Source organism: Streptomyces indicus (assembly GCF_900100315.1).
GTDB classification, from domain to species: domain Bacteria; phylum Actinomycetota; class Actinomycetes; order Streptomycetales; family Streptomycetaceae; genus Streptomyces; species Streptomyces indicus.
The window spans coordinates 44,936-67,091 of the sequence record NZ_FNFF01000010.1 but is presented as its reverse complement, the minus strand read 5'-3'; the positions used below and the strand labels follow the sequence as shown (position 1 = coordinate 67,091).

Here is a 22,156-nt window from a genome sequence, read left to right as displayed (position 1 = left end):
GCGGAGGGGTTACGGGCTCCGGGCGCGGAGGAGAGCGTAAAACCCCAGGCCGAGGGGACTCGGACGGCACCGTCACAAGGAGGTGCCGTATGTCCGCCGGTTCTGGATCCGTGGGCTCCACCGGAACAATCACCACAGCCGTACCCGCCCGTCTCGACCGATTGCCCTGGTCGCGCTGGCATTGGACGGTGGTGATCGGACTCGGCACGGTATGGATCCTCGACGGTCTGGAAGTCACGATCGTCGGCAACATCGCGGGCCGCCTCTCCGAGGAGGGCAGCGGCCTGCCGATCAGCTCCGCGCAGGTCACGGGCATCGCGGCGGCCCTCTACGTGGCGGGCGCGTGCAGCGGCGCCCTCTTCTTCGGCTGGCTCACCGACCGCTTCGGCCGCAAGAAACTCTTCATCCTCACGCTGGCCGTCTATCTCGCCGCGACCGCCCTGACCGCGATCTCCTTCCACTCCTGGTGGTTCTTCCTCTTCCGCTTCCTGACCGGCTTCGGTATCGGCGGCGAGTACGCGGCGATCAACTCGGCCATCGACGAACTGATCCCGTCCCTGTACCGCGGCCGCGTGGACCTGATCATCAACGGCAGTTTCTGGCTGGGTGCGATCGGCGGCTCGCTGCTCTCGATCGTCGCGCTCGACACCTCGCTGTTCGCGATGAACGTGGGCTGGCGCCTGACCTTCGCGCTGGGCGTGGTCCTGGGCCTCGTGATCCTCCTCGTACGCCGCAACGTCCCCGAATCCCCACGCTGGCTGTTCATCCACGGCAGGGGAGAGGAGGCGGAGGAACTCGTCTCCTCGATCGAGGACAGCGTACGAGCGGAAAAGGGCACCGAACTCCCCGAGCCCGCCTCGGAGATGACCATCCACCAACGCAAGTCGATCGGCTTCCTGACCATCGCGCGCACGGTCTTCACGGCGTACCCGAAGCGAACAGTCCTCGGCCTCTCCCTCTTCATCGGCCAGGCCTTCCTCTACAACGCGATCACCTTCGGCTTCGGCGCGATCCTCACCAAGTTCTTCGACGTCCCGACGGGCAGCACCGGCTACTACTTCGCGGTGATCGCGGCCGGCAACTTCCTCGGCCCGCTGCTGCTCGGCAAGCTCTTCGACACGGTCGGCCGCAAGATCATGATCACCTCGACGTACGTCTTGTCGGGGCTGCTCCTGTTCGGCACGGCATGGCTGTTCGACCGCGGCTCGCTGAGCGCCATGACCCTCACGGCCTGCTGGTCGGTGGTCCTCTTCTTCGCCTCGGCGGGCGCGAGCAGCGCGTACCTCACCGTCTCCGAGATCTTCCCGATGGAGACGCGCGCGATGGCGATCGCCTTCTTCTACGCGGTCGGCACGGCGGCCGGCGGCATCAGCGGCCCGCTCCTGTTCGCCAAGCTCACGGAGTCGGGCGTGGTCGCCGACACGGTCCTCGCCTTCCAGATCGGGGCCGGCCTGATGGTGGCGGCGGGGCTGGTGGCGGCCTTCTTCGCCGTACGGGCGGAACGGCGCTCGCTCGAGGACATCGCGGTGCCGTTGTCGGTGGCGAGCGCGGCGACGGCGGGCGGGGCGCGGACGGCTTGACGCGCGTCAGGCGCTCGCCCGATTGCCGATCGGGGCGGCCACCGCGGTGTGGTGGCCGCCCTCGCACGTGGGCCCCGCCGCCTTCGTCTCAGGAGGCGAGCCTCGCGGCGGTGTGGGCGGCCCACTCCTGAGAGCTGCGGCCCGCTGTGCCGGTGAGCCGGTGCAGCGTGTCGGCGACCGGCGGAGGGCTCGCGACATGCCGGGCCCACGTGCCGAGCAGCACCTCCGCCGGAGCGTAGGGACTGATGGCCTCCGCGGCCTCCGCCTCGCTCAACTCCTCATACGTCACCGACCGGTTCAGCGCCTCCCCGATCAACCGAACCTGCTCGGCCAGGCTGAGGCGGTGCGGCCCGGTCACGGGGTACACACGCGAGGCGCGCACGCGCTCCCCCTCATCCCCCTCATCCCCCTCATCGCCCTTATCCTCCTCATCCCGCTCATCCCGCAGCGCGGCGATGACGACGGCCGCGAAATCGGCCGGGTGGATCGGCGTCTCGACCGCATCGGCAGACGGCCCCCGCACGACATCCCCCGCGGCCAACTGCCCCGCCACGTCGAAGGACCACTCCAGGGACCCGGACGACTCGACGGCCAGCCGCAGGAAGGTGCAGTCCACCCCCGAGCCGGCCAACGCCCGCTCGATCGCCTCGTGGAACCCGGCCACGGGATTCGACTGGACTTCCACGCCCTCCTCGATCGCCCCGGACGACTGGAAGACAATCCGCCGCACCCCGGCCTCCTTCGCCGCCTTAGCGAAAGCACCCGCATCGAACGCGGGCGAGGCCGCCAGCAGAAAGACCCCGTCGACCCCGCGCAGCGCCTCCCTCAGACTCCCCGCATCGCCGAGATCCCCCTGCACCACCTCGGCCTGCTCCGGCAGCCCGGCCCGCTCGGGCTCCCGCGTCAGCGCCCGCACTCCGACCCCCTGCCCGGCCAACTGCTCGACCACGGAACGGCCGACGGGCGCGGTGGCTGCGGTGACGAGAATCATGCGATCTCCCCTGCTTCTCTGCTTCTCCCTGTGAGCCTTGCCCCTGCCGGGACTTGCTCCGACACCCACACAGTAGAAAGAGAAGCGGACAACTTCTGTCCTCAATGTGTACGCCTCCCGCAGCGGACCACCCGGCGCCTGCCCGGGGGCAACACCACACCCTCGTACGGGAGTTCAGGGGTGACCAGTTCCCGGATGAGGCGTACGGGAGGGGCACGGTGTTCGTACCGTAGGACCAATGGCGCGCGCGACACGCCCGTACGGGAAGGCCATTTCGGGGCGCGAGGGGAGCAGCTTCCCAAAGGCCCTGAAGGCGCATGACCCATGCTCATCTCGGCTTTACGGTACGGAAGTTGAAGATCCGCCCCGACCAACACCTTCTGCATCACAGGGTGTTCAAAGGTGCTCGGTGCCCAATACCGCCCCGTAGGCCCTACATTCGGTCATAGCGCACGCGGCACACGGACCTCGCGGCCCTCGGCATCGGCCACCGGCCACACGCGACCACGTGGGGCGCGCCCAGCGGACGCATCGGATCAACCGGATCGGCGCGACCCTGCCACCTCGCAACCTCGCGGGGGCGGGACCGCGATCCAAGAAGCGGAGCAAGGAGCAGTTCAGGTGATCTGTTACGGAGCCACTGTCCTCGACCTCGTGGAAGACCTGGTCGACGCGTACGCCGAGGTCTTCTCGGCCCCGCCGTGGAACGAGAACGAAGAATCGATCCAGCGTTTCCACTACCGCCTGTGCAACGACGCCGACCGCCCCGGCTTCCGCGCCGTACTGGCCCAGTCCCGCCAGGGCATCGACGGCTTCGCCATCGCCTGGCTCACCCCGAAGTCCCTCCCGGACACGCGCACCTACGCGAAGGTCGCGGCGCAACTGGGCCCGGACCGCGTCCGCGAACTCCTGGTCGGAGCGCTGGAGTTGGACGAACTCGCCGTCCGCCGCCACGCCCGCCCGGCCGGCGTGGGCCGCTCACTCCTGTCAGAACTGGTCGACGACGCCCCGTCGGGCCGCGCATGGGTCCCCATGTCCCGCCGCGCCACGTCGACCGTGGCCAGCTACCGAAGGCTGGGCTGGCACGAGGTGGCTCCGTTGCCGGAGGCGGGTGGGGCGGGGAGTGATGTGGTGGTGTTCTTGGCTCCTGGGCATCCTCGGGCGGAGTTGGCGGCGTAAGGAGCAGGCCTCAAGGTGACGCCTTGTGCACTTGGAAGGAGTCACCTTCTGCCCAAATGCTGGTGATGTTGAGAGCTGCGCAGAGATCGATCATGTCTTCGCGCGGTTGATCGGGAAGAAGCAGTCCGAGAGCGGGGCGTGGGCTGATGTATCTCTGGTAGTCGAAGAGCTGCCCTATCGCGCTTCGTATGGCTTCGCGCGAGATCGTCCCCTTGGCCTCGATGAGAAAGTTGTCTGCTGCGACGTAGATATCTGTACGCAACACCGTGCGCTCATCCCCAAGGGTGATCTTCTTCCGCGTTGCCGTGACTCCCTGCCGGCGAAGATGACGCAGATACCGGTCAACCAAGACAGCCTCGCGCCGCTCTGCCTCACGTTCCGCCTGCGCTGGGACCCTCGTCTTCTTGACGATGCTTTGCTCGACGGCGACATCCTCTACCGTCGTCTGCGAGTGGCGTGGTGGCCCTTGTGGCAGGTCAACTCGCTCTTCGGACACGGGCTTGAGCCGGAAAGTGATGACGCTTCGCATCTCGCCAAACTTGTCCGGGCGGTCCATGCGATACCAAGGCTTGTCCTCGGCAAGCGTGAACTCGCCAAGGTGTTCCACGACGCCAGGGGATACCGGACGAAATACGTAGACGGGTCGGCGATCCTTTCGGTGGTGGAGGATGTTGAGATTTCCTCCGACCATGTCCTGGTCGCCGACCGTACCTTCGCCGGTGTAGTGATAGTGGCCGTCTGCTCCCCAGCCGTCGACGTAGCCATATAGGCGTGCGCCTTTGAGGCTGCTGAAGAGCATGAGCTCGTTATCCGCCTTGGTGGCGGGGGTGATCCCTTGCTGCCGATTTCCGCCGAACCTGTCGTGCACCGTTCGTCTGCGAAGTTGCTCGTTGATGCGTATGTCGAGCATCAGGCGTCGACCTCGGGAGCTCCGTGGCACTCCCCGTAAGCCACCCCCGACCCACACCAACAAACCCCACTGGGCGGCCAAGCCACCGCCCGCCCCCGTGCCGCCAGCGTCGTCGCGTACTGCGGGAGCAGTGACGCATCGTCCGGGGACGTGCCCTCCGAGGCGGCGAAGGCCTCGTAGGAGGGGACCGTGGCGGTCACGATGCCCAGGTTTTCCGTGCCCGAGGCGGCGAGTTCGCGCAGGGAGGACTCTATGGTGGCCAAGTGCTCCTCGTGGGACGGGTATTCCGAGGTCAGGGAGGGGTAGGCGGCCAGGAGTTCGGTGAGTTCCGTGGCGGGCCAGTGGAGGACCGCCACCGGGAACGGGCGGGACAGCGCCGTGCGGTACGTGCCCAGTTCCGCGCGCAGGCGGGCGATTTCCGCGGTGAGTTCGGCCGGGTCCGAGGAGCCGAGGGACCACAGGCGCTTCGGGTCGTGGAGTTCGTCGAGCGTGATCGGGGACGAGGACGAGTGGGCGTCGTCGGCCAGGATGTCCCAGACGTCGTGGGGCAGGGCCAGGAGGCGGCGGACGCGGTGGCGGCCGAGGAGCAACGACGTGCAGTCGTACGGGACTTCCTCGCCCTGGGTGAGGAGGAGCTCCACGCCCTCCGTGAAGACCGCGTGGGCCGTGGGGAGTTCGTCGTGGGACTCGAGGGATTCGGCTGCGATGACCCAGGCTCCCGGGGAGCGCGGGGCCGTCGTGCGGATGCCCTCGATGATCGCGCGGGCCTCGGCCTCGTGGCCGTACTCCCAGAGGTTGGCCGCCTTCAGGGCGCGGATCAGGGCGGGGTCGTCCAGGTCCTCGCCGGAGAGCAGGCGGTCGTAGAGGGCGGTGGCCTGGGGGCGGTCGCCGGCCAGCTCGAGGTGGGCGGCGGCGTGCAGGAGCAGCTGCTCGGCGTCCTCGGGGTACTGCGCCGCGGTGCGCAGCAGACGCTCGGCTTCGGCGATGTGATCCGTGGGATCGGCAGGCGTGTCGGGGCGCATGGGGTTCACCGTACTGCCCGGCCCTGAGCTTGCGGCAGGTCCCTTCGGGGCCTCCTCACCGGAACGGCGGCTCCCGCCCACCGCTGCGGGGGACGGCACACAACCCCCGCATCGCCCTGGCCACTTGTCCGCGAGCGACCTACCCTGCACCCCTGCGAGGAGGGGAGTGGCCGTGCGGGTGCGCAGTCGGGAGCGGATTCCCGTGGTCGTGCAGGGGCGGGGCGGCCAGGGCAGGCGCCGGGCTCCGGGCGCGTCCCGGTGGCGTTCTCCGTGGGTGCGGGGGCTGTGGACCGGCGCCGAAGTCGCCGTGACCGTCGGCATCGTGCTGCTCCTGCTCGTCGTGCACCAGCTGTGGTGGACCAACCGGCAGGCCCGGGAGGGCGCCGAGCGGCAGGTCGAGGCCCTCGAACAGCAGTGGGCTCAGGAGGCGGAGGGGGTGGATCCCGCGGTCGGCGGCGACCCCGCGTTCAGCGGCGAGGAGGGTCAGGAGGAGGGGCAGCAGGCCGAGGCGCCCGATCCCGGAGAGCTCGCCGAGCCGCCCGGGGAGGGCGGGCAGCGGCCGGCGGGTGGCGGCGAGCGCCGGACGCCCGATTACGAGCAGGCCTACGCGGTGCTGTCCATCCCCAAGCTCGGGGTGCGGGTGCCGGTGGCGCAGGGTGTGAGCAAGCAGGGCGTGCTCAACAAGGGGTACGTGGGCCACTATCCGGGCACGGCCCAGCCCGGGGCCGCGGGGAACTTCGCGCTGGCCGGGCACCGCAACACCCATGGCGAGCCGTTCCGTTACATCAACCGGCTCGCCAAGGGCGACCGGATCGTCGTGGACACCCGCAGCGCCACGTTCACGTACACCGTCGACCGCGGGCTGCCGCAGACCTCCGCGCGGGACAGCGGGGTGATCGCGAAGGTGCCGCGCAGCATCGTGAAGCCCTCGTACGGCTACAGCGAGCCCGGGGTCTACATCACGCTGACCACCTGCACCCCGGAGTTCACGTCCAAGTACCGCCTGATCGTCTGGGGCAAGCTCACCGCCGTGAAGCAGCGGTGAGGCTCGGTCGCCAGGGGTAAGGCGGACTCGTCAGAGGTGAGGCCGACTCGCCACCGGTGACGTCCGCTTGGCAGAGGTGAGGCCGACTCGCCACGGGTGCCGCCCACCCGTCACAGGTGCCGCCCACCCGTCACAGGTGCCCCCACCCGCCCCACCGGTGCACCGCATCGGCCGGCTCACCGCCTAGGCTCACCCGAGTGATCGCTCGCCCTCATCTCCTCTGGCTGCTGGTCCCGTTCGTGCTGTACGTGGGCGCCCTGCCGTTCGTCAACCAGGTCGAGCCCGTGGTGCTCGGGCTGCCGTTCTTCTTCGTCTGGCTGCTGGGAGCCACCCTCCTCGCGCCGGTCGCCGTCTGGCTGACCTGGCGCGGGGACCGCAACTCCCGCCGGGCCGGGAGCGGTCGATGAGCAACGCCGCCGTCGCCACCACCGTCTTCGCCGTCTTCATGCTCGCCACGGTCGCCCTCGGTCTGCTCGCCGTGCGCGGCAGGGGCGGGCAGGGCGGGCTCGCCGAGTGGTCCGTGGGCGGGCGCAGTCTCGGCGTGGTGTTCATCTGGGTGCTGATGGCCGGGGAGGGCTACACCAGCTTCAGCTATCTGGGGGCCGCGGGCTGGGGCTACAACTACGGCGCTCCCGTGCTGTACGTGGTCGCGTACATGTCCTGCGGATACGTGGTCGGGTACGTCGTCGGGCCGATGCTCTGGGCGTACGCGCGCGACCACGGGCTCGTCGGGATCACGGACATGATCAGCCACCGGTACGGCAGACCCTGGCTGGGCGCCGCCGTCGCCGTGCTCGCCACCGTGTTCCTGCTGCCGTACATCCAGTTGCAGATCACCGGCATGGGCGTGGTCGTCTCGACGATCTCGTACGGCGGCATCAGCCTCAACTGGGCCTATTTCCTGGCCTTCGCGATCACCACGGGGTTCGTGGTGGTCAGCGGCCTGCGCGGGAGCGCCTGGGTGTCCGTGCTCAAGGACGTGCTCGTCATCGGCACGCTCGCCTTCCTCGCGATCTACGTCCCGCTGCACTACTTCGACGGATACGGGCCCTTCCTCGACCGGCTCGTCGAGGAGAAGGGGGAGTGGCTCACCCTGCCCGGGCACGGCGAGAGCGGTCTCGGGCTCGCCTGGTTCGCCTCGACCACCGTGCTCAACGCCTTCACCGTGGTGATCTTCCCGACCACCGTCGCCGGCTACCTGGGCGCGCGCAACGCCGACGCCCTGCGCCGCAACGCCATCCTGCTCCCCGGGTACAACATCCTGCTCTTCGTCCCGATGCTGCTCGGCATGGCCGCGCTGTTCGTCGTGCCCGGCCTGACCGGCGCGGACTCGAACCTGGCGCTCTTCAAGCTGGTGGTCGACTCGCTGCCCGCCTGGGCCGTCGGCGTCATCGGGGTGGCGGCGGCCCTGTCGTCCATCGTGCCGATGGCGGTGTTCATGCTGGTCATCGGCACGATGTGGGGACGCAGCGTGCTCAGCCACGTACCGCGCCTGCACAGCCAGGTGCGGCAGAAGAACGCCTCGCAGGCGGTGGTCGTCATCGCCGGCACCCTCGCGCTGATCATGACGTACACCGCACCGAACACCCTCGTCCGGCTCTCGCTCATCTCGTACGAGGGGATGGCGCAGCTGCTGCCGATGCTGCTGCTCGGGCTCGTGTGGCGGCGGCTGACCCTGGTCGCGGCGGTCAGCGGTCTGGTCGTCGGGGTCGTGATCGTCTGCGCGCTGGTGTTCACGGAGAACGATCCGGTGTGGGGGATCAACGCCGGGCTCGTGGCCCTCGCGGCGAATCTCGCGGTGGCACTTGTGGTGACGTTCGCGGGGCCGAAGGACCGTGACGTACGTCCCGATCGCGAGGTGCTGGCCAAGGAGCCTCTCGTGGACGAGGCCGTGAACGCTTAGGATCGAGGGGCGCCCACGAGGGCGATACGAGGGCGACGCGAGGACGAGAGGAGGCGGCCGTGAGCGACGGGTTCAAGCGACTGCGTGACATGCGGGTCATCGGCGCGCTGCTTCTGCTCGTCGGCCAGGTGCTGCTCACCGACGCGGGCTCCCTCACCGCCGCCGTCACCCTCGCCGCGACCGCCGCGGCCGGTACGGCGCTGGCCGTCTGCGTCCTGCTCGCCTCGCGCAGCGTCCCGCGGGTGCAGCCCGCCCGGGTGCGCACCGCGATCCGCGACCGGGAGCAACGGACGGCCTTCCTGCCGCAGCGGGACCCGGACGCCGCGGGCCGCACGCGTCCGCGAGCACCGGGGCGTCTCGCCCCGACGGCCGCGTAACCTTCCCCGCCCCGGGGACCTCTGAGCCTCGCCTCCGGGCACCTCTGCGCCCTGGCACCTGCGGGCACCTCTGCGCCCTCGCCCACGAGCGGCTCCGAGCCTCGCCTCCGGGCACCTCTGCGCCCTCGCCCACGAGCGGCTCCGAGCCTCGCCCACCGGCACCTCTGCGCGGTCCGTCACACCGAAATCCCGCCGGTTCTCCGGCATTTCAGGCATTTCCGGTACGACGAGACTCCCCGAAGGGGCCCACCGTGTCCGTTTTCAGTGGTTTCGCCACTCTGGTCGACCAGTTCTCCGACCTCCTCGCGCCCGTGTTCCAGGGCGCTTCCGCCGCAGCCGCGATCGTCCTGTTCACCATGGCCGTACGCCTCGCCGTGCACCCCCTGTCCCGGGCCGCCGCCCGCGGCCAGAAGGCCCGCACCAAGCTGGCCCCGCAACTGGCGGAGCTGCGCAGGAAGCACGGCAAGAACCCCGAGAAGCTGCAGAAGGCGACCCTAGAGCTGCACAAGAAGGAGGGCATCTCACCGCTCGCCGGCTGTCTGCCGAGCCTGCTCCAACTGCCCGCCTTCTTCCTGATGTACCACCTGTTCTCCAGCAAGGAGCTCGGCGGCGAGGCCAACCCGCTGCTCGGGCACACCCTCGGCGCCGCGCCCCTCGGCGGCCGCTTCCACGACGCGCTCGCGGACGGCGGGCTGTTCGGCGGTGCGGGCCTGGTCTACCTCGCCCTGTTCGCGCTCGTGACCGCCGTCGCCACCTTCAACTACCGGCGTACGAAGCAGCAGATGGCCACCGCTCCGGCCGCGGCCACCGAGGCCGCGCCCGGGATGGGGGCGATGCTCAAGGTCATGCCGCTGATGTCCTTCATGACCCTGTTCACCGTGGCCGTCGTCCCGCTCGCCGCCGCGCTCTACGTGGTGACGAGCACCGTATGGAGCGCCGCCGAGCGCTACTTCCTCTACCGGGACGCGCCCCCGGCCACCCTCGCCGCGGCGGTGTGAGCGCCCGGATCCCGGCGCCTCACGCCTTGTGACGGTCCAGTACGTGAACGGGGTATTGCAGGCTGGACCGTTTTCTTGGAGGATCGGCCAATTACTCCGATGGCCGCTACCCATCGGCCGGTTCGGGCTGCCCGTCCCCCTCAGACGCGGCGCCCGGCCGACCCTTCGACCACAGGAGAGTGAACGATGAAGCTGCTGCGAGTCGGAAACCCGGGTGCGGAAACCCCGGCGCTGCTTGACGAGGACGGCACCCTGCGGGACCTGTCCGGCATCGTCGCGGACATCGACGGAGAGCTGCTCGCCGATCCGGCGGCGCTCGCCCGGATCCGGGAGGCGGCCCCGACGCTTCCCGTGCTCGACGCCGAGGGGCGGCGCATCGGCCCGCCGCTCGGCCGGATCGGCAAGGTCGTCTGCATCGGCCTCAACTACCACGACCACGCCCGCGAGACCGGCGCCGAGATACCCGCGGAGCCGATCGTCTTCTTCAAGGCCGCGGACACGGTGGTCGGCCCGAACGACACGGTGCTCATTCCTCGGAAGTCCGTGAAGACGGACTGGGAGGTCGAGCTCGCCATCGTCATCGGCCGCACCGCCCGCTACCTGGAGAGCGACGAGGAGGCGCTCGCGCACGTCGCCGGGTACGCGGTGTCCAACGACGTCTCGGAGCGCGAGTTCCAGATCGAGCGCGGCGGCACCTGGGACAAGGGCAAGAACTGCGAGACGTTCAACCCCCTCGGCCCCTGGCTCGTGACCGCCGACGAGGTACCCGACCCGCAGGCCCTCGGCCTCAAGCTGTGGGTCAACGGCGAGCTCAAGCAGGACGGCACCACCGCCGAGCAGATCTTCCCGGTGGCCGAAGTGGTGCGCTATGTCAGCCAGTTCATGACCCTGTACCCGGGCGACATCATCAACACCGGTACGCCGGCCGGTGTGGCCATGGGCCAGCCGGAGCCGAAGCCGTATCTGCGGGCCGGTGACGTGGTCGAGCTGGAGATCGAGGGCCTGGGCCGTCAGCGCCAGGAGTTGAAGGACGCATAAGCGATCCCTGCAGGCATACGAAGACGGGGCGCCCCTTCCTGCCGGGGCGCCCCGTCCGCGTACGCACTCGGCCGCTCAGCCCTTGAACCGCTCCAGCGCCTCCACCACCATCGCGTGGTCCTCGGCCTGGGGAAGCCCGGACACGACGACCGTGCCGATCACGCCCGCGCCGCGCACCGCGATCGGGAACGCGCCGCCGTGTGCCGCGTACGTGTCGGGGTCGAGCCGCGAGGACTCCTCGAAGGTGGTGCCCTTCGCCCGGTAGCGGGCGCCCACCAGGAACGACGCACAGCCGTAGCGCTCCACGACGCGGCGCTTGCGGTCGATCCACGCGTCGTTGTCCGGGGTGGAGCCCGGCAGCGCGGCGTGAAAGAGCTGCTGGCCGCCGCGGCGGATGTCGATGGCGACCGGGGCCTGGCGCTCGCGGGCCGTCTTCACCAGCATCGAGCCCAGCTCCCAGGCGTCGTCGTAGGTGAAGTGGTCCAGGACCAGCCGCTCTTCCTGGGCCTCAAGCTCCGCTACGGAAAGGTGCGCGCTCACGGTGTCTCCTTGTTCGCTTCTCCGCCCGCGCGGCGCAGAGGTGCGGACATCGTCGTCGTCTGCGGCCCGGCGGCCGCGCGTGCGTCGCTCACAGTCGCACCGTCACACCGTCGCGGGCCGAGCGGTGGGCCGCCTCGATGACGTCGAGGGCGTTCGCGGCCTCGTACGCCGTGACCGGGTTGGGGGCTCCGTCGCGTACGGCGGCGGCGACCGCGGCGTAGTACGCGGGGTAGTCGCCGGGGACGCTGGGCTGCGGGCGGCCGCCGCCGGTCAGCGGGGACTCGCCGGAGCCGACCCGGCCCCACATCGACTCGGGCTCCACGCCCCACGGACCCCCGTCCGTCGGGCGCTTGCCCTCGCGCAGATCGGCCTCCTGGGGGTCGAGGCCGTACTTCACGAAGCCGGCGCGCGTGCCGAGCACCCGGAAGCGCGGGCCGAGCTGGGCGGTGGTGGCGGAGACGTACAGGTGCGAGCGCACCCCGCTCGCGTGGGTCACGGCGATGAACGTGTCGTCGTCGGCCTGGGCGTTCGGACGGCGCACATCGGCCTCCGCGTACACCTGGACCGCCGGGCCGAAGAGGGTGAGCGCCTGGTCGACGACGTGGCTGCCGAGGTCGTAGAGCAGACCGCCGATCTCCTCGGGGTCGCCCGACTCGCGCCAGCCGCCCTTGAGCTGCGGACGCCAGCGCTCGAAACGGGACTCGAAGCGCAGCACGTCGCCCAGCTCGTCGTCGGCGAGGAGCTTCCGGAGCGTCAGGAAGTCGTTGTCCCAGCGGCGGTTCTGGAAGACCGACAGGACCAGGCCGCGCTCGTCCGCGAGGGCCGCGAGCTCACGGGCCTCGGCAGCCGTACCGGCGATCGGCTTGTCCACGACCACCGGCAGACCGGCCTTGAGCGCAGCCGTGGCGACCGGGACATGGGTCTTGTTGGGGGAGGCGATCACGATCAGGTCGAGCTCGTCCGCCCGCTCCCACAGCTCGTCCGGCGAGGCCGCGAACCGCAGCCCGTCGCCGAACTCGGCGCGCGCCTGCGCCTGCCGCTCGGGGTTGGACGTGACCACCGTGTCGAGCGTCAGGCCCTCGGTCGCGGCGATCATCGGGGCGTGGAACACGGAACCGGCGAGGCCGTAGCCGACGAGGCCGACCCTCAGCGTGGAAGTCATGCCTCTACTTAAACAACGCTGTTGCCAAAGTGCAAGCCGGGGTGACAATGGGCCCGTGAACAGGAGCAACGCGTGAACACAGGCAACGCAGGAGCGAACCTGCCGGCCCTGCGCGGGCACAACGCCGCACTCGTCCTCGACCTGCTGCGCACCTCGGGCGAGGAGGGCATCAGCCGGCTCGAGATCGCCGAGCGCACCGGGCTGACCCCGCAGGCCGTCAGCAAGATCGTCGGGCGGCTGCGGGCGGAGGGCCTGGCCGCGGAGGCGGGCCGCCGCGCCTCCACCGGCGGCAAACCGCGCACCGTGCTGCGGCTCGCGCCGGGGGCGGGCCTCGCGGTCGGGGTGCACCTGGACCGGGACGCGCTGATCGCGGTCCTCATGGACCTCGCGGGCACGGTGGTGGACGAGCGCCGCGCGCCGCTGGACCTGGGCGCCGGATCGGACGCGGTACTCGGCGCGGTCGCACGCGAGGTGGCGGCGCTCACGGCGGTACGGGAGCAGGAGTCGGTACGGGGGCAGGGGTCGGCTCCGGGATCCGTGCTCGGGGTCGGGGTCGCCCTCCCCGGCCCGCTCGACCACCGCGGGGGAGTGCTGCACCGGGTGACCGGCTTCCCCGAGTGGGACGGCTTCCCGCTGCGCGACGCGCTGGCCGAACGGCTCGCCCTGCCGGTCGTGGTCGACAAGGACACCAACGCCGCCGCGCTCGGACTCGCCCTCGCCCGCCCCTCCGGCGGCGGCTCCTTCGCGTATCTCCATCTCGGTACGGGACTTGGGGCGGGCCTCGTGCTGAGTGGCGCCCTATATAGGGGAGATCGCACGGGGGCGGGTGAATTCGGCCACCAGATCCTTCAGTTGGACGGGCCGCTCTGCTCCTGCGGCAACCGCGGCTGCATCGAGGCGCTGTGCCTCGCGGCGGTCGCGGACGGCGACCTGGAGCGGGCGGCGCGTGTCCTCGGCGAAGGCGCGGCCAACCTCGTCGGACTGCTGGACATCGACCTCGTCCTGCTCGGCGGACGCACGGTCGCGGGGGCCTCGGAGGTGTTCGTGCGGGGGGTCGCGGACGTGGTCCGCGGCCGCGCCCGCCCGGCCGTGGAGGTGTCGGTCCGGCAGGCCGAAGGGGGCACACGCCTGGTGGCCGAGGGCGCCGCACACCTGGTCCTTGCGCCCCTGTTCGGACGGGCGAATGTGGCCTTTCCCGCCAATCGGAATTGACGGAAACTCGGCTGATAGAGGGGGATTCGGCGGCCATTCGGCCGCAGGGGGCCGTGGCGCGCGCGAGAGGCCGCGCGCGCGTGGCAGGGTCGCGGTCGCCCCTTACGGCTGATTCGTTCCGGGGTCCGCATGTCCCGGTTGAACTGGGCGTGCGGACTTGTTCCTGACGGTCGGTACGTGGCGGGGTGCTCCTCGAACCGCACGTCCCCGATCCGCAAAGGCCTCCTCCATGCGACTGCGCAGTGCTGCTCTCGCTGTCGGCGTCTCCGCCGCCGCACTCACGCCCGCGGTGGTCGCAGTGCCGGCGACCGCGGACAGCGATCCGCTGCTCAAGAGCAAGACCTGCCTGAGCGTGGCGCTGCTCGGGCTGGCGCAGGAGTGCGGCGGGGCGGGCGCGGCGGACACCTCGGCCGCCGACTCCTCCGACACGGCCGACGCGACGGACGCCTCCGACGCCGCGACCGATGTCGGTACGGGTGAGGACGTCGGCGCGGTGGGCGAGCCGTACGTACCGGCGGACGACACGGACACCAGCGGGACGGACGAGGCGGTCACGGACACGGGCGACGCGGACGCAGGTGACGCGGACGCCGGGGACGCGGACGGGACCGGTACGGACACGACGGGCACGGACACGACGGGTACGGACACGGGCGACGCCGATACGTCGGACGCGACCGATGCCGGTACCTCCGACTCCGACACCACCGGCACGGACGCCACGGGCACGGACAGCACCGACACCGACACCGACGCCGGCGCCTCCGTCGTCCCCGCCGTCCTCGACCCGGCCGAGGACGGCACCGACACGAGCAACACCGGCACCGGCGACTCCGACACGGGCAACACCCCGGTGGTCACCAGCGTCGAGCAGCCCCGGCAGGCCGCGGTGCAGCCGCCCGCCAAGCAGGGTCTCAGCGACACCACCGCCGGGCTGCAGTCCACCTGTTCCGTGGCGGACAGCGACGAATTCCCGATCGAGTCGACGATCCAGCCGGGCCCCAAGACGTACCACCCGGGCGGCGGCTTCGAGAACTGGTCGGTGACGCTGACCAACACCTCGGACGACACCTGCCGCAACATCCACCCGCTCGTCGTCTTCCTCGACCGCGACCGCGATCTGCAGTCCTCCCAGGCCGAGTTCGAGTTCCGTACGCCCGACGGGAAGTGGCACCCGGTCCCGTTCGAGCGGACCGATGTCGACGAGCACGTCGGGGTGTTCGACGACGGGTTCGGCGGGTTCTCCATCCCGGCCGGCGAGTCGGTGACCGTGCCGGTGCGGCTGCGGTTCACGGCCGACACCCAGCCCAACCGCGTCACCGCGAGCCTCGCCGTGGTGCAGCGGCAGGACGACGACGGGGAATGGGTGGGGGAGTCTGAGGACTACGTGTTCACGATTGCGGGGAGTTCCGAGCGGGGGGTCGCCAAGACCCCTGAAGAGCTCGCAGAGACGGGCCGGGGCAGTGACGAATCGCTGCTCGGGCTTGGGGTTACCGCCGGCGCCTTCCTCCTCGGCGGCGGAGCCCTTGTGGTGGGATCTCGGCGCCTGATCCGACGGCGCTGACCAGCCGGCCCGCCACGCTCCACAAGCGGCGCCCATGCCTTTCCAGCCGAAGGCATGGGCGCCGTTTGCATAGGGTTCCCCCGTGGACTACCCGAACGACCAGCATCCTGCCGCTCCCGTCAAAGCCGGGATCCCCGAGCACGGGCGGATTCCGAAGTACTACGCCGTGAAGGCGCGCATCGCCACGCTCGTGGACGGTCTGGCCGAGGGCCAACCCCTGCCCACGGAGCGGGACTTGTCCCTGCGCTACGAGGTGGCGCGGGAGACCGTGCGCCAGGCGCTGCGGGAGCTCGTGCTCGAAGGGCGGCTGCGGCGCTCGGGGCGCGGCACGGTCGCCGCGGGCCCGAAGCTGGAGCAGCCGCTCGCGCTGTCGAGCTACACCGAAGGCGTACGGCGCCAGGGGCGCACCCCGGGCCGCACGCTGATCTCGCTCGACCGGTTCCCCTGCCCGGAGGCGCTCGCCGCGGAGATCGACGCCGAACGGGGCGAGCCCGTATGGCATATGGAGCGGGTGCTGCTCGCCGACGACGAGCGGGTGGGGCTCGAGTCCACGTATGTGTCGGTGGCGCGGGTGCCGCACCTGGACACTGAGTTCGACCCCGACTCCTCCTTCTACGCGTATCTGCGCGACCGCCTCGGGATCTCCTTCGGGGATGCCGCCGAGCGGATCGAGACCGTGCTCGCGACGCCGCGCGAGGCGCTGCTCATCGGAACGCCGCCGGCCCTGCCCATGCTGCTCCTGCACCGGGTCTCGCGGGACACGGAGGGGCGGCGGATCGAGCGGGTGCGGATGCTGTTCCGCGGGGACCGCTTCAGCTTCACCACGCAGTTGGGCGGGCTCGACGGGTCAACGGGCCCATGAGGACAGTCAGTTGAGAGATGAAAGGCCGCAATATGGGGCACTCTCCCCGCCCGTTGGTAACAGAAAGATAACGGGTCTAGGCCAAGTTTGGGAGGTCGTTCACCGTCCCGTTGCCGACAGGACCGGTGCGGGTCACGCGCGCCCCGGACCGTATCGGCCATGAGAGTCATCGTTGTAGGCGGCGGAGTCATCGGCACGATGCACGCCTGGCAGGCCGTCGAGCGCGGCCACGAAGTCGTCCAGATCGAGCGGGAGGCTGAGGCGCGCGGCGCCTCGCTGCGGAACTTCGGTCTGGTGTGGGTGGGCGGGCGTGCCCAGGGGGAGGAGCTCGACGTGGCCCTGCGGGCCCGCGAGCTGTGGGAGGAGATAGGCGCCCGCGTCCCGAAGGTGGGCTTCCGCGCGAACGGGTCGCTGACTCCCGTCCGTACGGCCGCCGAACTGGCCGTCGCGGAGGCCGCGTTGGCCCGCTCCGACGCCGGTGCCCGCGGCTTCAAGCTGCTCACGGCCGCCGAGGCGCGGGCCCTGAACCCGGCGCTGCGCGGCGAGTTCGAGGCCGCCCTGTACTGCGAGCGGGATGCCGCCGTCGAGTCGCGCACCGCGCAGCTCGCCCTGCGCGAGGCGCTCGCCGCCACCGGCCGCTACACCTTCCTGCCCGGACGCGAGGTGCGGGACGTGGTCGGTGAGGACGGGGTGCGCGACGACCACGGGGACCTCCACCGCGGCGACCACGTGATCCTCGCGACCGGTGCCTGGCTCAGCGGGCTCGTGCGCGAGCTCGACCCCGAACTGCCCGTGCGCAAGGTCCGGTTGCAGATGATGCAGACCGACCCGCTGGACGAGCCGCTGACCACCACGGTCGCCGACGCCGACAGCTTCCGGTACTACCCGGCGTACGCGGGCGAGGCCCTCGACGCGCTCAACGACGGGCAGCAGCAGCCCGAGGTCGCGGCCGCGCACAAGATGCAGCTGCTCATGGTGCAGCGCCTCGACGGCTCGCTGACCATCGGCGACACCCACGAGTACGAGCACCCCTTCGCCTTCGACACCGTCGAGGACCCGTACGACCACCTCGTGCAGGTCGCCGAGCAGCTGCTCGGGCGGCCGCTGCCGAAGATCCGCCGGCGCTGGGCCGGGGTGTACGCGCAGACCCAGGGCGCGGACCCGATCGTGCACCGCAAGCGGGTGCGCGAGGGCGTGACCCTCGTGACCGGGCCCGGCGGGCGCGGCATGACCTGTTCCCCGGCGATCGCCGAGACCACCGCCAACTCCCTCGGATGGTGAGCAACATGAGCACGGACACAGCAACCGAGATACGTACGGACATACGCCTCGTCGTCCTCGACATGGCCGGTACGACCGTCGCCGACGGCGGACTCGTCGAGCAGGCGTTCAGCAAGGCCGCCGAACGGCTCGGGGTCGAGCCCGGCTCGGCCGACCACGAGAAGAAGCTCCAGTACGTACGCGACACCATGGGCGAGTCGAAGATCACTGTCTTCCGGGCACTCTTCGGCGACGAGGAGAAGGCCCAGCTCGCCAACGCCTCCTTCGAGCAGGCCTACGGCGAGCTCGTCGACGGCGGGAAGATCGCGCCGCTGCCCGGGGCCGAGCAGGCGATCGGGCGACTGCGCGCGGAAGGGCGCACGGTCGTCCTGACCACCGGCTTCGCCCGCGCCACCCAGGACGCCATCCTCACCGCCCTCGGCTGGCACGACCTGGTGGAGCTCACGCTGTGCCCGGCCGACGCGGGCCGCGGCCGCCCCTACCCCGACATGGTGCTCGCGGCGCTGCTTCGCACCGGTGCGGCGGACGGCGTGCAGCAGATCGCCGTGGCCGGCGACACCGCGTACGACATGCTCAGCGGCGTCCGCTCCGGGGCCTCGGTGGTGGCCGGTGTGCTCACCGGCGCCCACGACGAGCAGGCGCTCAAGGGGGCGGGTGCCACCCACGTCCTCGCCTCCGTCGCCCAACTTCCAGACGCCATCGCGGAGTTCGAGGCCACCGCGCCGTAACTCCTGCCGGGGCGCCCACATCCGCAAGCCCGGGCGCCCCGCGCCGCCTCCGCCCCCGCGCCGCCTCCGCCCCCGCGCCATCTCCGCCCCCGCGCCATCTCCGCCCCCCGCACCACCTCCCCCCCAGCCCCACCCCTCATCCCCGCTTCCTGCCTTCTCACCCCGGAGACCACCATGTCCCTGCGCCGACTCACCCTCGCCGGCGTCCTCGTCGCCTCCCTGGCTCTGACCACCGTCGCCTGCGGCAGTGACGACAGCGCCGGCAAGGGCAAGGCGTCCGCCACCTGCCCCGGCGGCAAGATCCGCTTCGGCGTCGAGCCCTTCGAGGACCCGGCCAAGCTGACCCCGGCCGCCGAGGCGCTCGCCGACGGCATCAGCAAGCAGCTCGACTGCCCCGTCGAGCTCACCATCACCGAGGACTACTCGGCCGAGGTGCTCGCCATGGAGAACGGCAAGCTCGACATCGGCATGTTCGGCCCGCTCGGCTATGTCTTCGCCAGCAAGCGCGCCGACGCCGAAGCCCTCGCCTCCTTCGGCGACGCGCAGGGCAAGCTCTCCACGTACACCGCCGGCATATGGGTGCCGAAGGACTCGGAGATCAAGTCGGTCGAGGACCTCAAGGGCAAGTCCCTGGCGCTCGGTTCACCCGGCTCGACCTCCGGTGACGCGCTGCCGCGCCAGGCCATCGCGGACGCCGGTCTGAACGAGAAGGACGTCAAGATCGACTACGCGGGCGGCCACCCCGAGGCGCTGCTCGCCCTCACCAACGGCAAGGTCGAGGCCGCCGAGATCAACTCGCAGCAGCTCGCGGTGGCCACGGAGGAGGGCAAGTTCGACCAGGCGAAGTTCCGCCAGGTGTGGACCTCGGACCCGATCCCGAACGACCCGATCACCGTACGCGGGGACATGGACCCGAAGTTCAAGGAAGCCCTCCAGAAGGCGCTGCTCGAACTGCCGGAGGACAAGGTCGCCGAGATCGGCAAGCTGCTCGACGTCGACCCCGCGGGCCCGCTGCTGAAGGTCGACAACAAGACCTACCAGCCGCTGTTCGACCTCGCCGAGAAGCTGAACCTGAGCGAGAAGGACGTCTGATGCTCGCCCTGACCGGGATCAAGGTGACGTACGGCGATCGGCAGGTGCTGCACGGCGTCGATGTCACCGTCGGGCACGGCGAGTTGCTCGCCGTCCTCGGCGCCAACGGATGCGGCAAGTCCACGCTCCTGCGCGCCGCCGCGGGCCTTCAGCCGGTGACCGCCGGCCAGGTCCTGGTCGGGGGCGAGCCCGCCGGGCGGCTCGACATCGCCGTGATCTTCCAGCACATCCACCTCGTACGGCGGCGCTCGGTGCTCGACAACGTGTGCGCGGGCGCCCTCGGCCGGCTGCCGCTGCACAAGTCCCTCGTGCCGGCGCTGTTCCCGGCCGAGGTCAAGGAGGAGGCCATGGCCTGCCTGGACCGCGTCGGCCTCGCCGACCGGGCGCACGACCGGGCGGGCAGCCTCTCCGGCGGCCAGCAGCAGCGGGTCGCCGTGGCCCGCGCGCTGTGCCAGCGCCCGAAGGTGCTGCTCGCCGACGAACCCGTATCCGCCCTCGACCCGGCGGCCTCCGAACAGGTCCTCGCGCTGCTCGCCGAGCTCGCGCACGACGAGGACATGGCGGTGCTCGCCGTCCTGCACCAGCCGGCCCTCGCCGCCCGGCACGCCGACCGGATCGTGGGCATGCGCGACGGGCACGTGGTGCTCGACGGCGCGCCCGACCAGCCGGTCGACGACCTGTACAGCCCGATCAACCCCCTGAGCGTGGAGACCGTGTCATGACCGTCCTTCAGCAGGAGGTCCGCAAGCTGACCGTCCCGCCGAAGCCCAAGCGGGCCAAGCGGAAGACCCTCGGTCTCGCCATCACCGCGGTGGTCGTCGCCGCCCACGTCTTCGCCTGGAACGCCACCGGCATCTCGGTGACCGCCTTCGTCGAGGGCTGGCAGGGCATGGTGGACTTCATCGGCGAGGCCTTCCCGCCGGACTTCTCCTGGGAGGTCCTGAAGCCCAGCCTCGAAGGCGCGCGCACCACGCTGTGGATCGGCCTCCTCGGCACCACCCTCTCGGTCCCGGCCTCCCTGGTGCTCGCGCTGCTCGCCACCCGGGGGATGGCACCCGGCTGGATCTACCAGTCGGCGCGCTCGGTCCTGTCCTTCCTGCGGGCGGTCCCCGAGATCGTGTTCGCGCTGATCTTCGTGACGGCCGTGGGCCTCGGTCCGTTCCCCGGTGTGCTCGCGCTCGTGTGCCACAACGTCGGTGTGATGGGCAAGTTGTGGGCCGAGTCCATCGAGGACGTGGACCCGGGGCCGGCCACCGCGTTGCGCTCGGCCGGTGCGAGCCGCGTGCAGGTGGCCTCGCACGCCCTGCTCCCGATGGTCACCCCGCAGCTCACCGGCCTGCTGATGTACCGCTTCGACGTCAACGTGCGGTCGTCGCTCGTGCTCGGCCTGGTCGGCGCCGGAGGTATCGGCTTCCTCATCAACCAGTCCATCCGCACCTTCAAGTTCGACGAGATGCTCACGCACATCATCGTGGTGCTCGTGCTGATCATCGCGGTGGACCGGCTGTCCGCGCTCGTACGGGCCAGGTTGTCGTGACCGACAACCCGCCCTCCGCCGCCGACTTCCCTGTGCGGTACGCCCGTTGGGACGGACCCGGCCGCCCGTTCACCGTGGTGGACACGGTGACGGCAGGACCGGGGCCGGGGGAGGTCCTGGTCCGCATCGACCTCGCCACCGTCTGCGGCAGCGATGTCCATACGGTGACGGGGCGCCGCGGCTCACCGGCGCCGGGTGTGCTCGGGCACGAGCAGGTCGGCACGGTGCTCGCCGCCGGGGGAGAGGTCCGCTGCGAGGACGGCACGCCCGTCGTCCCCGGACTCCGGGTCGTCTGGTCGGTGGCCGCGTCCTGCGGCACGTGCGACCGGTGCGCCCGCGGACTGACCCAGAAGTGCCGGGCGCTCTTCAAGTACGGGCACCAGGAACTCGACGAACTCGCCCCGCTCACCGGCGGGTTCGCCACCCACTGCGTCCTGCGCCCGGGAACGGCCGTGGTCGCCGTGCCGGACGGCCTGCCCGACGAGGTGGCCGCACCGGCCGCCTGCGCCACCGCCACGGTGGCGGCCGTGCTCGCGGAGGCGGGCGAACTCGCGGGCCGCCGGGTCCTGGTGACCGGCGCCGGCATGCTCGGGGTCACCGCGGTCGCGATGGCCGCCGAAGCGGGTGCGCGGGTCACCGCCGCCGACCCCGACCCGTACCGCCGGGAACAGGCCCTGCGGTTCGGAGCGGCCGAGGTGCACACGACCGGCGCGACGGAGGCCGACGTGGCCCTGGAACTCTCCGGCCACCCCGACGCCGTACGCACCTGTCTGCACTCCCTCACGACCGGCGGCACCGCGGTACTCGCCGGTTCCGTCTTCCCCGGCCCCGCGGTCGCGTTCGACCCCGAGCGGCTGGTCCGCGGGCTGCACAAGGTCGTCGGCGTGCACAATTACCGCCCCGCCGACCTCAAGCGCGCCGTGGACTTCCTCGCCGCGCACCACACGACGTACCCCTTCGCCGAACTGGTCGAAGGCGACTACGACTTGGGCACCCTCGACGCGGCTTTCGCGGGTGCCCGGGGAGCGGGAGCGCCGCGTCAGGCGGTACGGCCCCGGGCCGCCGCCGTCGGCAGCTGACCCTTCCGTTCCACGACCGGACGCCGTACACCGGTCACCGCACGTCCATCCCGCCG

General features: G+C 71.0%; 22 protein-coding genes. 17 read left to right on the top strand and 5 right to left on the bottom strand.

Going from position 1 to position 22,156, the window contains the following annotated elements:
• Positions 1-89: 89 nt before the first annotated feature.
• Positions 90-1,580 (top strand): MFS transporter, encoded by a 1,491-nt coding sequence (locus BLT97_RS23505; RefSeq protein ID WP_093613397.1) that lies wholly within the window; start codon positions 90-92, stop codon positions 1,578-1,580.
• A gap of 88 nt (positions 1,581-1,668) precedes the next feature.
• Here BLT97_RS23505 and BLT97_RS23500 read toward each other — a convergent pair whose 3' ends face one another.
• Positions 1,669-2,571, bottom strand: a complete 903-nt coding sequence (locus BLT97_RS23500) for an SDR family oxidoreductase (RefSeq protein WP_093613395.1) — start codon at positions 2,569-2,571, stop codon at positions 1,669-1,671.
• 621 nt (positions 2,572-3,192) lie between these two features.
• On the opposite strand from BLT97_RS23500, the gene BLT97_RS23495 reads away from it, so the two are divergent.
• Positions 3,193-3,750 carry a GNAT family N-acetyltransferase gene (locus BLT97_RS23495; protein WP_093613393.1) on the top strand — a complete coding sequence of 186 codons (558 nt, stop codon included), beginning with the start codon at positions 3,193-3,195 and terminating at the stop codon, positions 3,748-3,750.
• A gap of 10 nt (positions 3,751-3,760) precedes the next feature.
• On the opposite strand, the gene BLT97_RS23490 is transcribed toward BLT97_RS23495, so the two are convergent.
• Positions 3,761-4,660, bottom strand: coding sequence for an SRA domain-containing endonuclease (locus tag BLT97_RS23490; RefSeq protein ID WP_093613391.1), 900 nt, complete (start codon positions 4,658-4,660; stop codon positions 3,761-3,763).
• Positions 4,660-5,682, bottom strand: a complete 1,023-nt coding sequence (locus tag BLT97_RS23485) for an SEC-C metal-binding domain-containing protein (RefSeq protein WP_093613389.1) — start codon at positions 5,680-5,682, stop codon at positions 4,660-4,662. The genes BLT97_RS23490 and BLT97_RS23485 overlap by 1 nt, the downstream gene beginning before the upstream one ends.
• Before the next feature lie 172 nt (positions 5,683-5,854).
• On the opposite strand from BLT97_RS23485, the gene BLT97_RS23480 reads away from it, so the two are divergent.
• The 6 genes from BLT97_RS23480 to BLT97_RS23455 all read left to right on the top strand — a co-directional run bounded on the left by BLT97_RS23480 (position 5,855) and on the right by BLT97_RS23455 (position 11,043).
• The gene (locus BLT97_RS23480) at positions 5,855-6,727 is read left to right on the top strand and encodes a class E sortase (RefSeq protein WP_425442751.1); all 873 of its coding nucleotides are present in this window, start codon (positions 5,855-5,857) and stop codon (positions 6,725-6,727) included.
• A 197-nt stretch (positions 6,728-6,924) separates the two neighbouring features.
• Entirely contained in the window at positions 6,925-7,134 is a 210-nt protein-coding gene (locus BLT97_RS23475) for a DUF3311 domain-containing protein (protein ID WP_245769510.1), read from the top strand.
• On the top strand, positions 7,131-8,630 hold the full coding sequence (locus BLT97_RS23470; RefSeq protein WP_093613385.1) for a sodium:solute symporter family protein: 1,500 nt from the start codon (positions 7,131-7,133) through the stop codon (positions 8,628-8,630). Before BLT97_RS23475 ends, BLT97_RS23470 begins: the two co-directional genes overlap by 4 nt.
• Before the next feature lie 89 nt (positions 8,631-8,719).
• Positions 8,720-9,007, top strand: coding sequence for a DUF6412 domain-containing protein (locus BLT97_RS23465; RefSeq protein ID WP_093613689.1), 288 nt, complete (start codon positions 8,720-8,722; stop codon positions 9,005-9,007).
• A 251-nt stretch (positions 9,008-9,258) separates the two neighbouring features.
• Positions 9,259-10,005: a YidC/Oxa1 family membrane protein insertase gene (locus tag BLT97_RS23460; RefSeq protein ID WP_093613383.1), complete on the top strand. Its 747-nt coding sequence runs from the start codon at positions 9,259-9,261 to the stop codon at positions 10,003-10,005.
• A 186-nt stretch (positions 10,006-10,191) separates the two neighbouring features.
• The gene (locus BLT97_RS23455; RefSeq protein ID WP_093613381.1) at positions 10,192-11,043 is read left to right on the top strand and encodes a fumarylacetoacetate hydrolase family protein; all 852 of its coding nucleotides are present in this window, start codon (positions 10,192-10,194) and stop codon (positions 11,041-11,043) included.
• Positions 11,044-11,118: 75 nt separating this feature from the next.
• Here the strand turns inward: BLT97_RS23455 and BLT97_RS23450 are convergent, their stop codons facing one another.
• Together BLT97_RS23450 and BLT97_RS23445 are read right to left on the bottom strand one after the other, a co-directional pair.
• A complete protein-coding gene (locus BLT97_RS23450) occupies positions 11,119-11,583 on the bottom strand; it encodes a heme-degrading domain-containing protein (protein ID WP_093613379.1) in 465 nt (154 codons plus the stop codon).
• 88 nt (positions 11,584-11,671) lie between these two features.
• The gene (locus BLT97_RS23445) at positions 11,672-12,745 is read right to left on the bottom strand and encodes a Gfo/Idh/MocA family oxidoreductase (protein WP_093613377.1); all 1,074 of its coding nucleotides are present in this window, start codon (positions 12,743-12,745) and stop codon (positions 11,672-11,674) included.
• A 72-nt stretch (positions 12,746-12,817) separates the two neighbouring features.
• Here BLT97_RS23445 and BLT97_RS23440 point away from each other — a divergent pair, with 72 nt between their 5' ends.
• From BLT97_RS23440 to BLT97_RS23400, 9 genes are all read left to right on the top strand, one after another.
• A complete protein-coding gene (locus BLT97_RS23440; RefSeq protein WP_093613375.1) occupies positions 12,818-13,957 on the top strand; it encodes an ROK family transcriptional regulator in 1,140 nt (379 codons plus the stop codon).
• Positions 13,958-14,186: 229 nt separating this feature from the next.
• Positions 14,187-15,521, top strand: a complete 1,335-nt coding sequence (locus BLT97_RS23435; RefSeq protein ID WP_093613373.1) for a hypothetical protein — start codon at positions 14,187-14,189, stop codon at positions 15,519-15,521.
• Positions 15,522-15,603: 82 nt separating this feature from the next.
• Positions 15,604-16,383, top strand: a complete 780-nt coding sequence (locus BLT97_RS23430) for a GntR family transcriptional regulator (protein WP_093613371.1) — start codon at positions 15,604-15,606, stop codon at positions 16,381-16,383.
• 159 nt (positions 16,384-16,542) lie between these two features.
• A complete protein-coding gene (locus BLT97_RS23425; RefSeq protein WP_093613369.1) occupies positions 16,543-17,664 on the top strand; it encodes a TIGR03364 family FAD-dependent oxidoreductase in 1,122 nt (373 codons plus the stop codon).
• A 5-nt stretch (positions 17,665-17,669) separates the two neighbouring features.
• Positions 17,670-18,392 carry a phosphonatase-like hydrolase gene (locus tag BLT97_RS23420; protein WP_093613687.1) on the top strand — a complete coding sequence of 241 codons (723 nt, stop codon included), beginning with the start codon at positions 17,670-17,672 and terminating at the stop codon, positions 18,390-18,392.
• A gap of 174 nt (positions 18,393-18,566) precedes the next feature.
• Positions 18,567-19,484, top strand: a complete 918-nt coding sequence (locus tag BLT97_RS23415) for a phosphate/phosphite/phosphonate ABC transporter substrate-binding protein (RefSeq protein WP_093613367.1) — start codon at positions 18,567-18,569, stop codon at positions 19,482-19,484.
• Complete coding sequence (locus tag BLT97_RS23410) at positions 19,484-20,206, top strand: phosphonate ABC transporter ATP-binding protein (protein WP_093613365.1); 723 nt, start codon at positions 19,484-19,486, stop codon at positions 20,204-20,206. The genes BLT97_RS23415 and BLT97_RS23410 overlap by 1 nt, the downstream gene beginning before the upstream one ends.
• Positions 20,203-21,021 carry a phosphonate ABC transporter, permease protein PhnE gene (gene phnE / locus BLT97_RS23405; protein WP_093613363.1) on the top strand — a complete coding sequence of 273 codons (819 nt, stop codon included), beginning with the start codon at positions 20,203-20,205 and terminating at the stop codon, positions 21,019-21,021. Before BLT97_RS23410 ends, phnE begins: the two co-directional genes overlap by 4 nt.
• Positions 21,018-22,100 (top strand): alcohol dehydrogenase catalytic domain-containing protein, encoded by a 1,083-nt coding sequence (locus tag BLT97_RS23400; RefSeq protein WP_093613361.1) that lies wholly within the window; start codon positions 21,018-21,020, stop codon positions 22,098-22,100. The genes phnE and BLT97_RS23400 overlap by 4 nt, the downstream gene beginning before the upstream one ends.
• Positions 22,101-22,156: the final 56 nt, after the last annotated feature.

Excerpts from the sequence above, each read along its gene's own strand:
- BLT97_RS23465 (WP_093613689.1), top strand. The coding sequence starts at position 8,720 with ATGCGGGTCATCGGCGCGCTGCTTCTGCTCGTCGGCCAGGTGCTGCTC.
- BLT97_RS23455 (WP_093613381.1), top strand. The coding sequence starts at position 10,192 with ATGAAGCTGCTGCGAGTCGGAAACCCGGGTGCGGAAACCCCGGCGCTG.
- BLT97_RS23410 (WP_093613365.1), top strand. The coding sequence starts at position 19,484 with ATGCTCGCCCTGACCGGGATCAAGGTGACGTACGGCGATCGGCAGGTG.
- BLT97_RS23490 (WP_093613391.1), bottom strand. The coding sequence starts at position 4,660 with ATGCTCGACATACGCATCAACGAGCAACTTCGCAGACGAACGGTGCAC.
- phnE (WP_093613363.1), top strand. The coding sequence starts at position 20,203 with ATGACCGTCCTTCAGCAGGAGGTCCGCAAGCTGACCGTCCCGCCGAAG.
- BLT97_RS23505 (WP_093613397.1), top strand. The coding sequence starts at position 90 with ATGTCCGCCGGTTCTGGATCCGTGGGCTCCACCGGAACAATCACCACA.
- BLT97_RS23435 (WP_093613373.1), top strand. The coding sequence starts at position 14,187 with ATGCGACTGCGCAGTGCTGCTCTCGCTGTCGGCGTCTCCGCCGCCGCA.
- BLT97_RS23425 (WP_093613369.1), top strand. The coding sequence starts at position 16,543 with ATGAGAGTCATCGTTGTAGGCGGCGGAGTCATCGGCACGATGCACGCC.
- BLT97_RS23500 (WP_093613395.1), bottom strand. The coding sequence starts at position 2,571 with ATGATTCTCGTCACCGCAGCCACCGCGCCCGTCGGCCGTTCCGTGGTC.
- BLT97_RS23420 (WP_093613687.1), top strand. The coding sequence starts at position 17,670 with ATGAGCACGGACACAGCAACCGAGATACGTACGGACATACGCCTCGTC.
- BLT97_RS23445 (WP_093613377.1), bottom strand. The coding sequence starts at position 12,745 with ATGACTTCCACGCTGAGGGTCGGCCTCGTCGGCTACGGCCTCGCCGGT.
- BLT97_RS23415 (WP_093613367.1), top strand. The coding sequence starts at position 18,567 with ATGTCCCTGCGCCGACTCACCCTCGCCGGCGTCCTCGTCGCCTCCCTG.
- BLT97_RS23485 (WP_093613389.1), bottom strand. The coding sequence starts at position 5,682 with ATGCGCCCCGACACGCCTGCCGATCCCACGGATCACATCGCCGAAGCC.
- BLT97_RS23470 (WP_093613385.1), top strand. The coding sequence starts at position 7,131 with ATGAGCAACGCCGCCGTCGCCACCACCGTCTTCGCCGTCTTCATGCTC.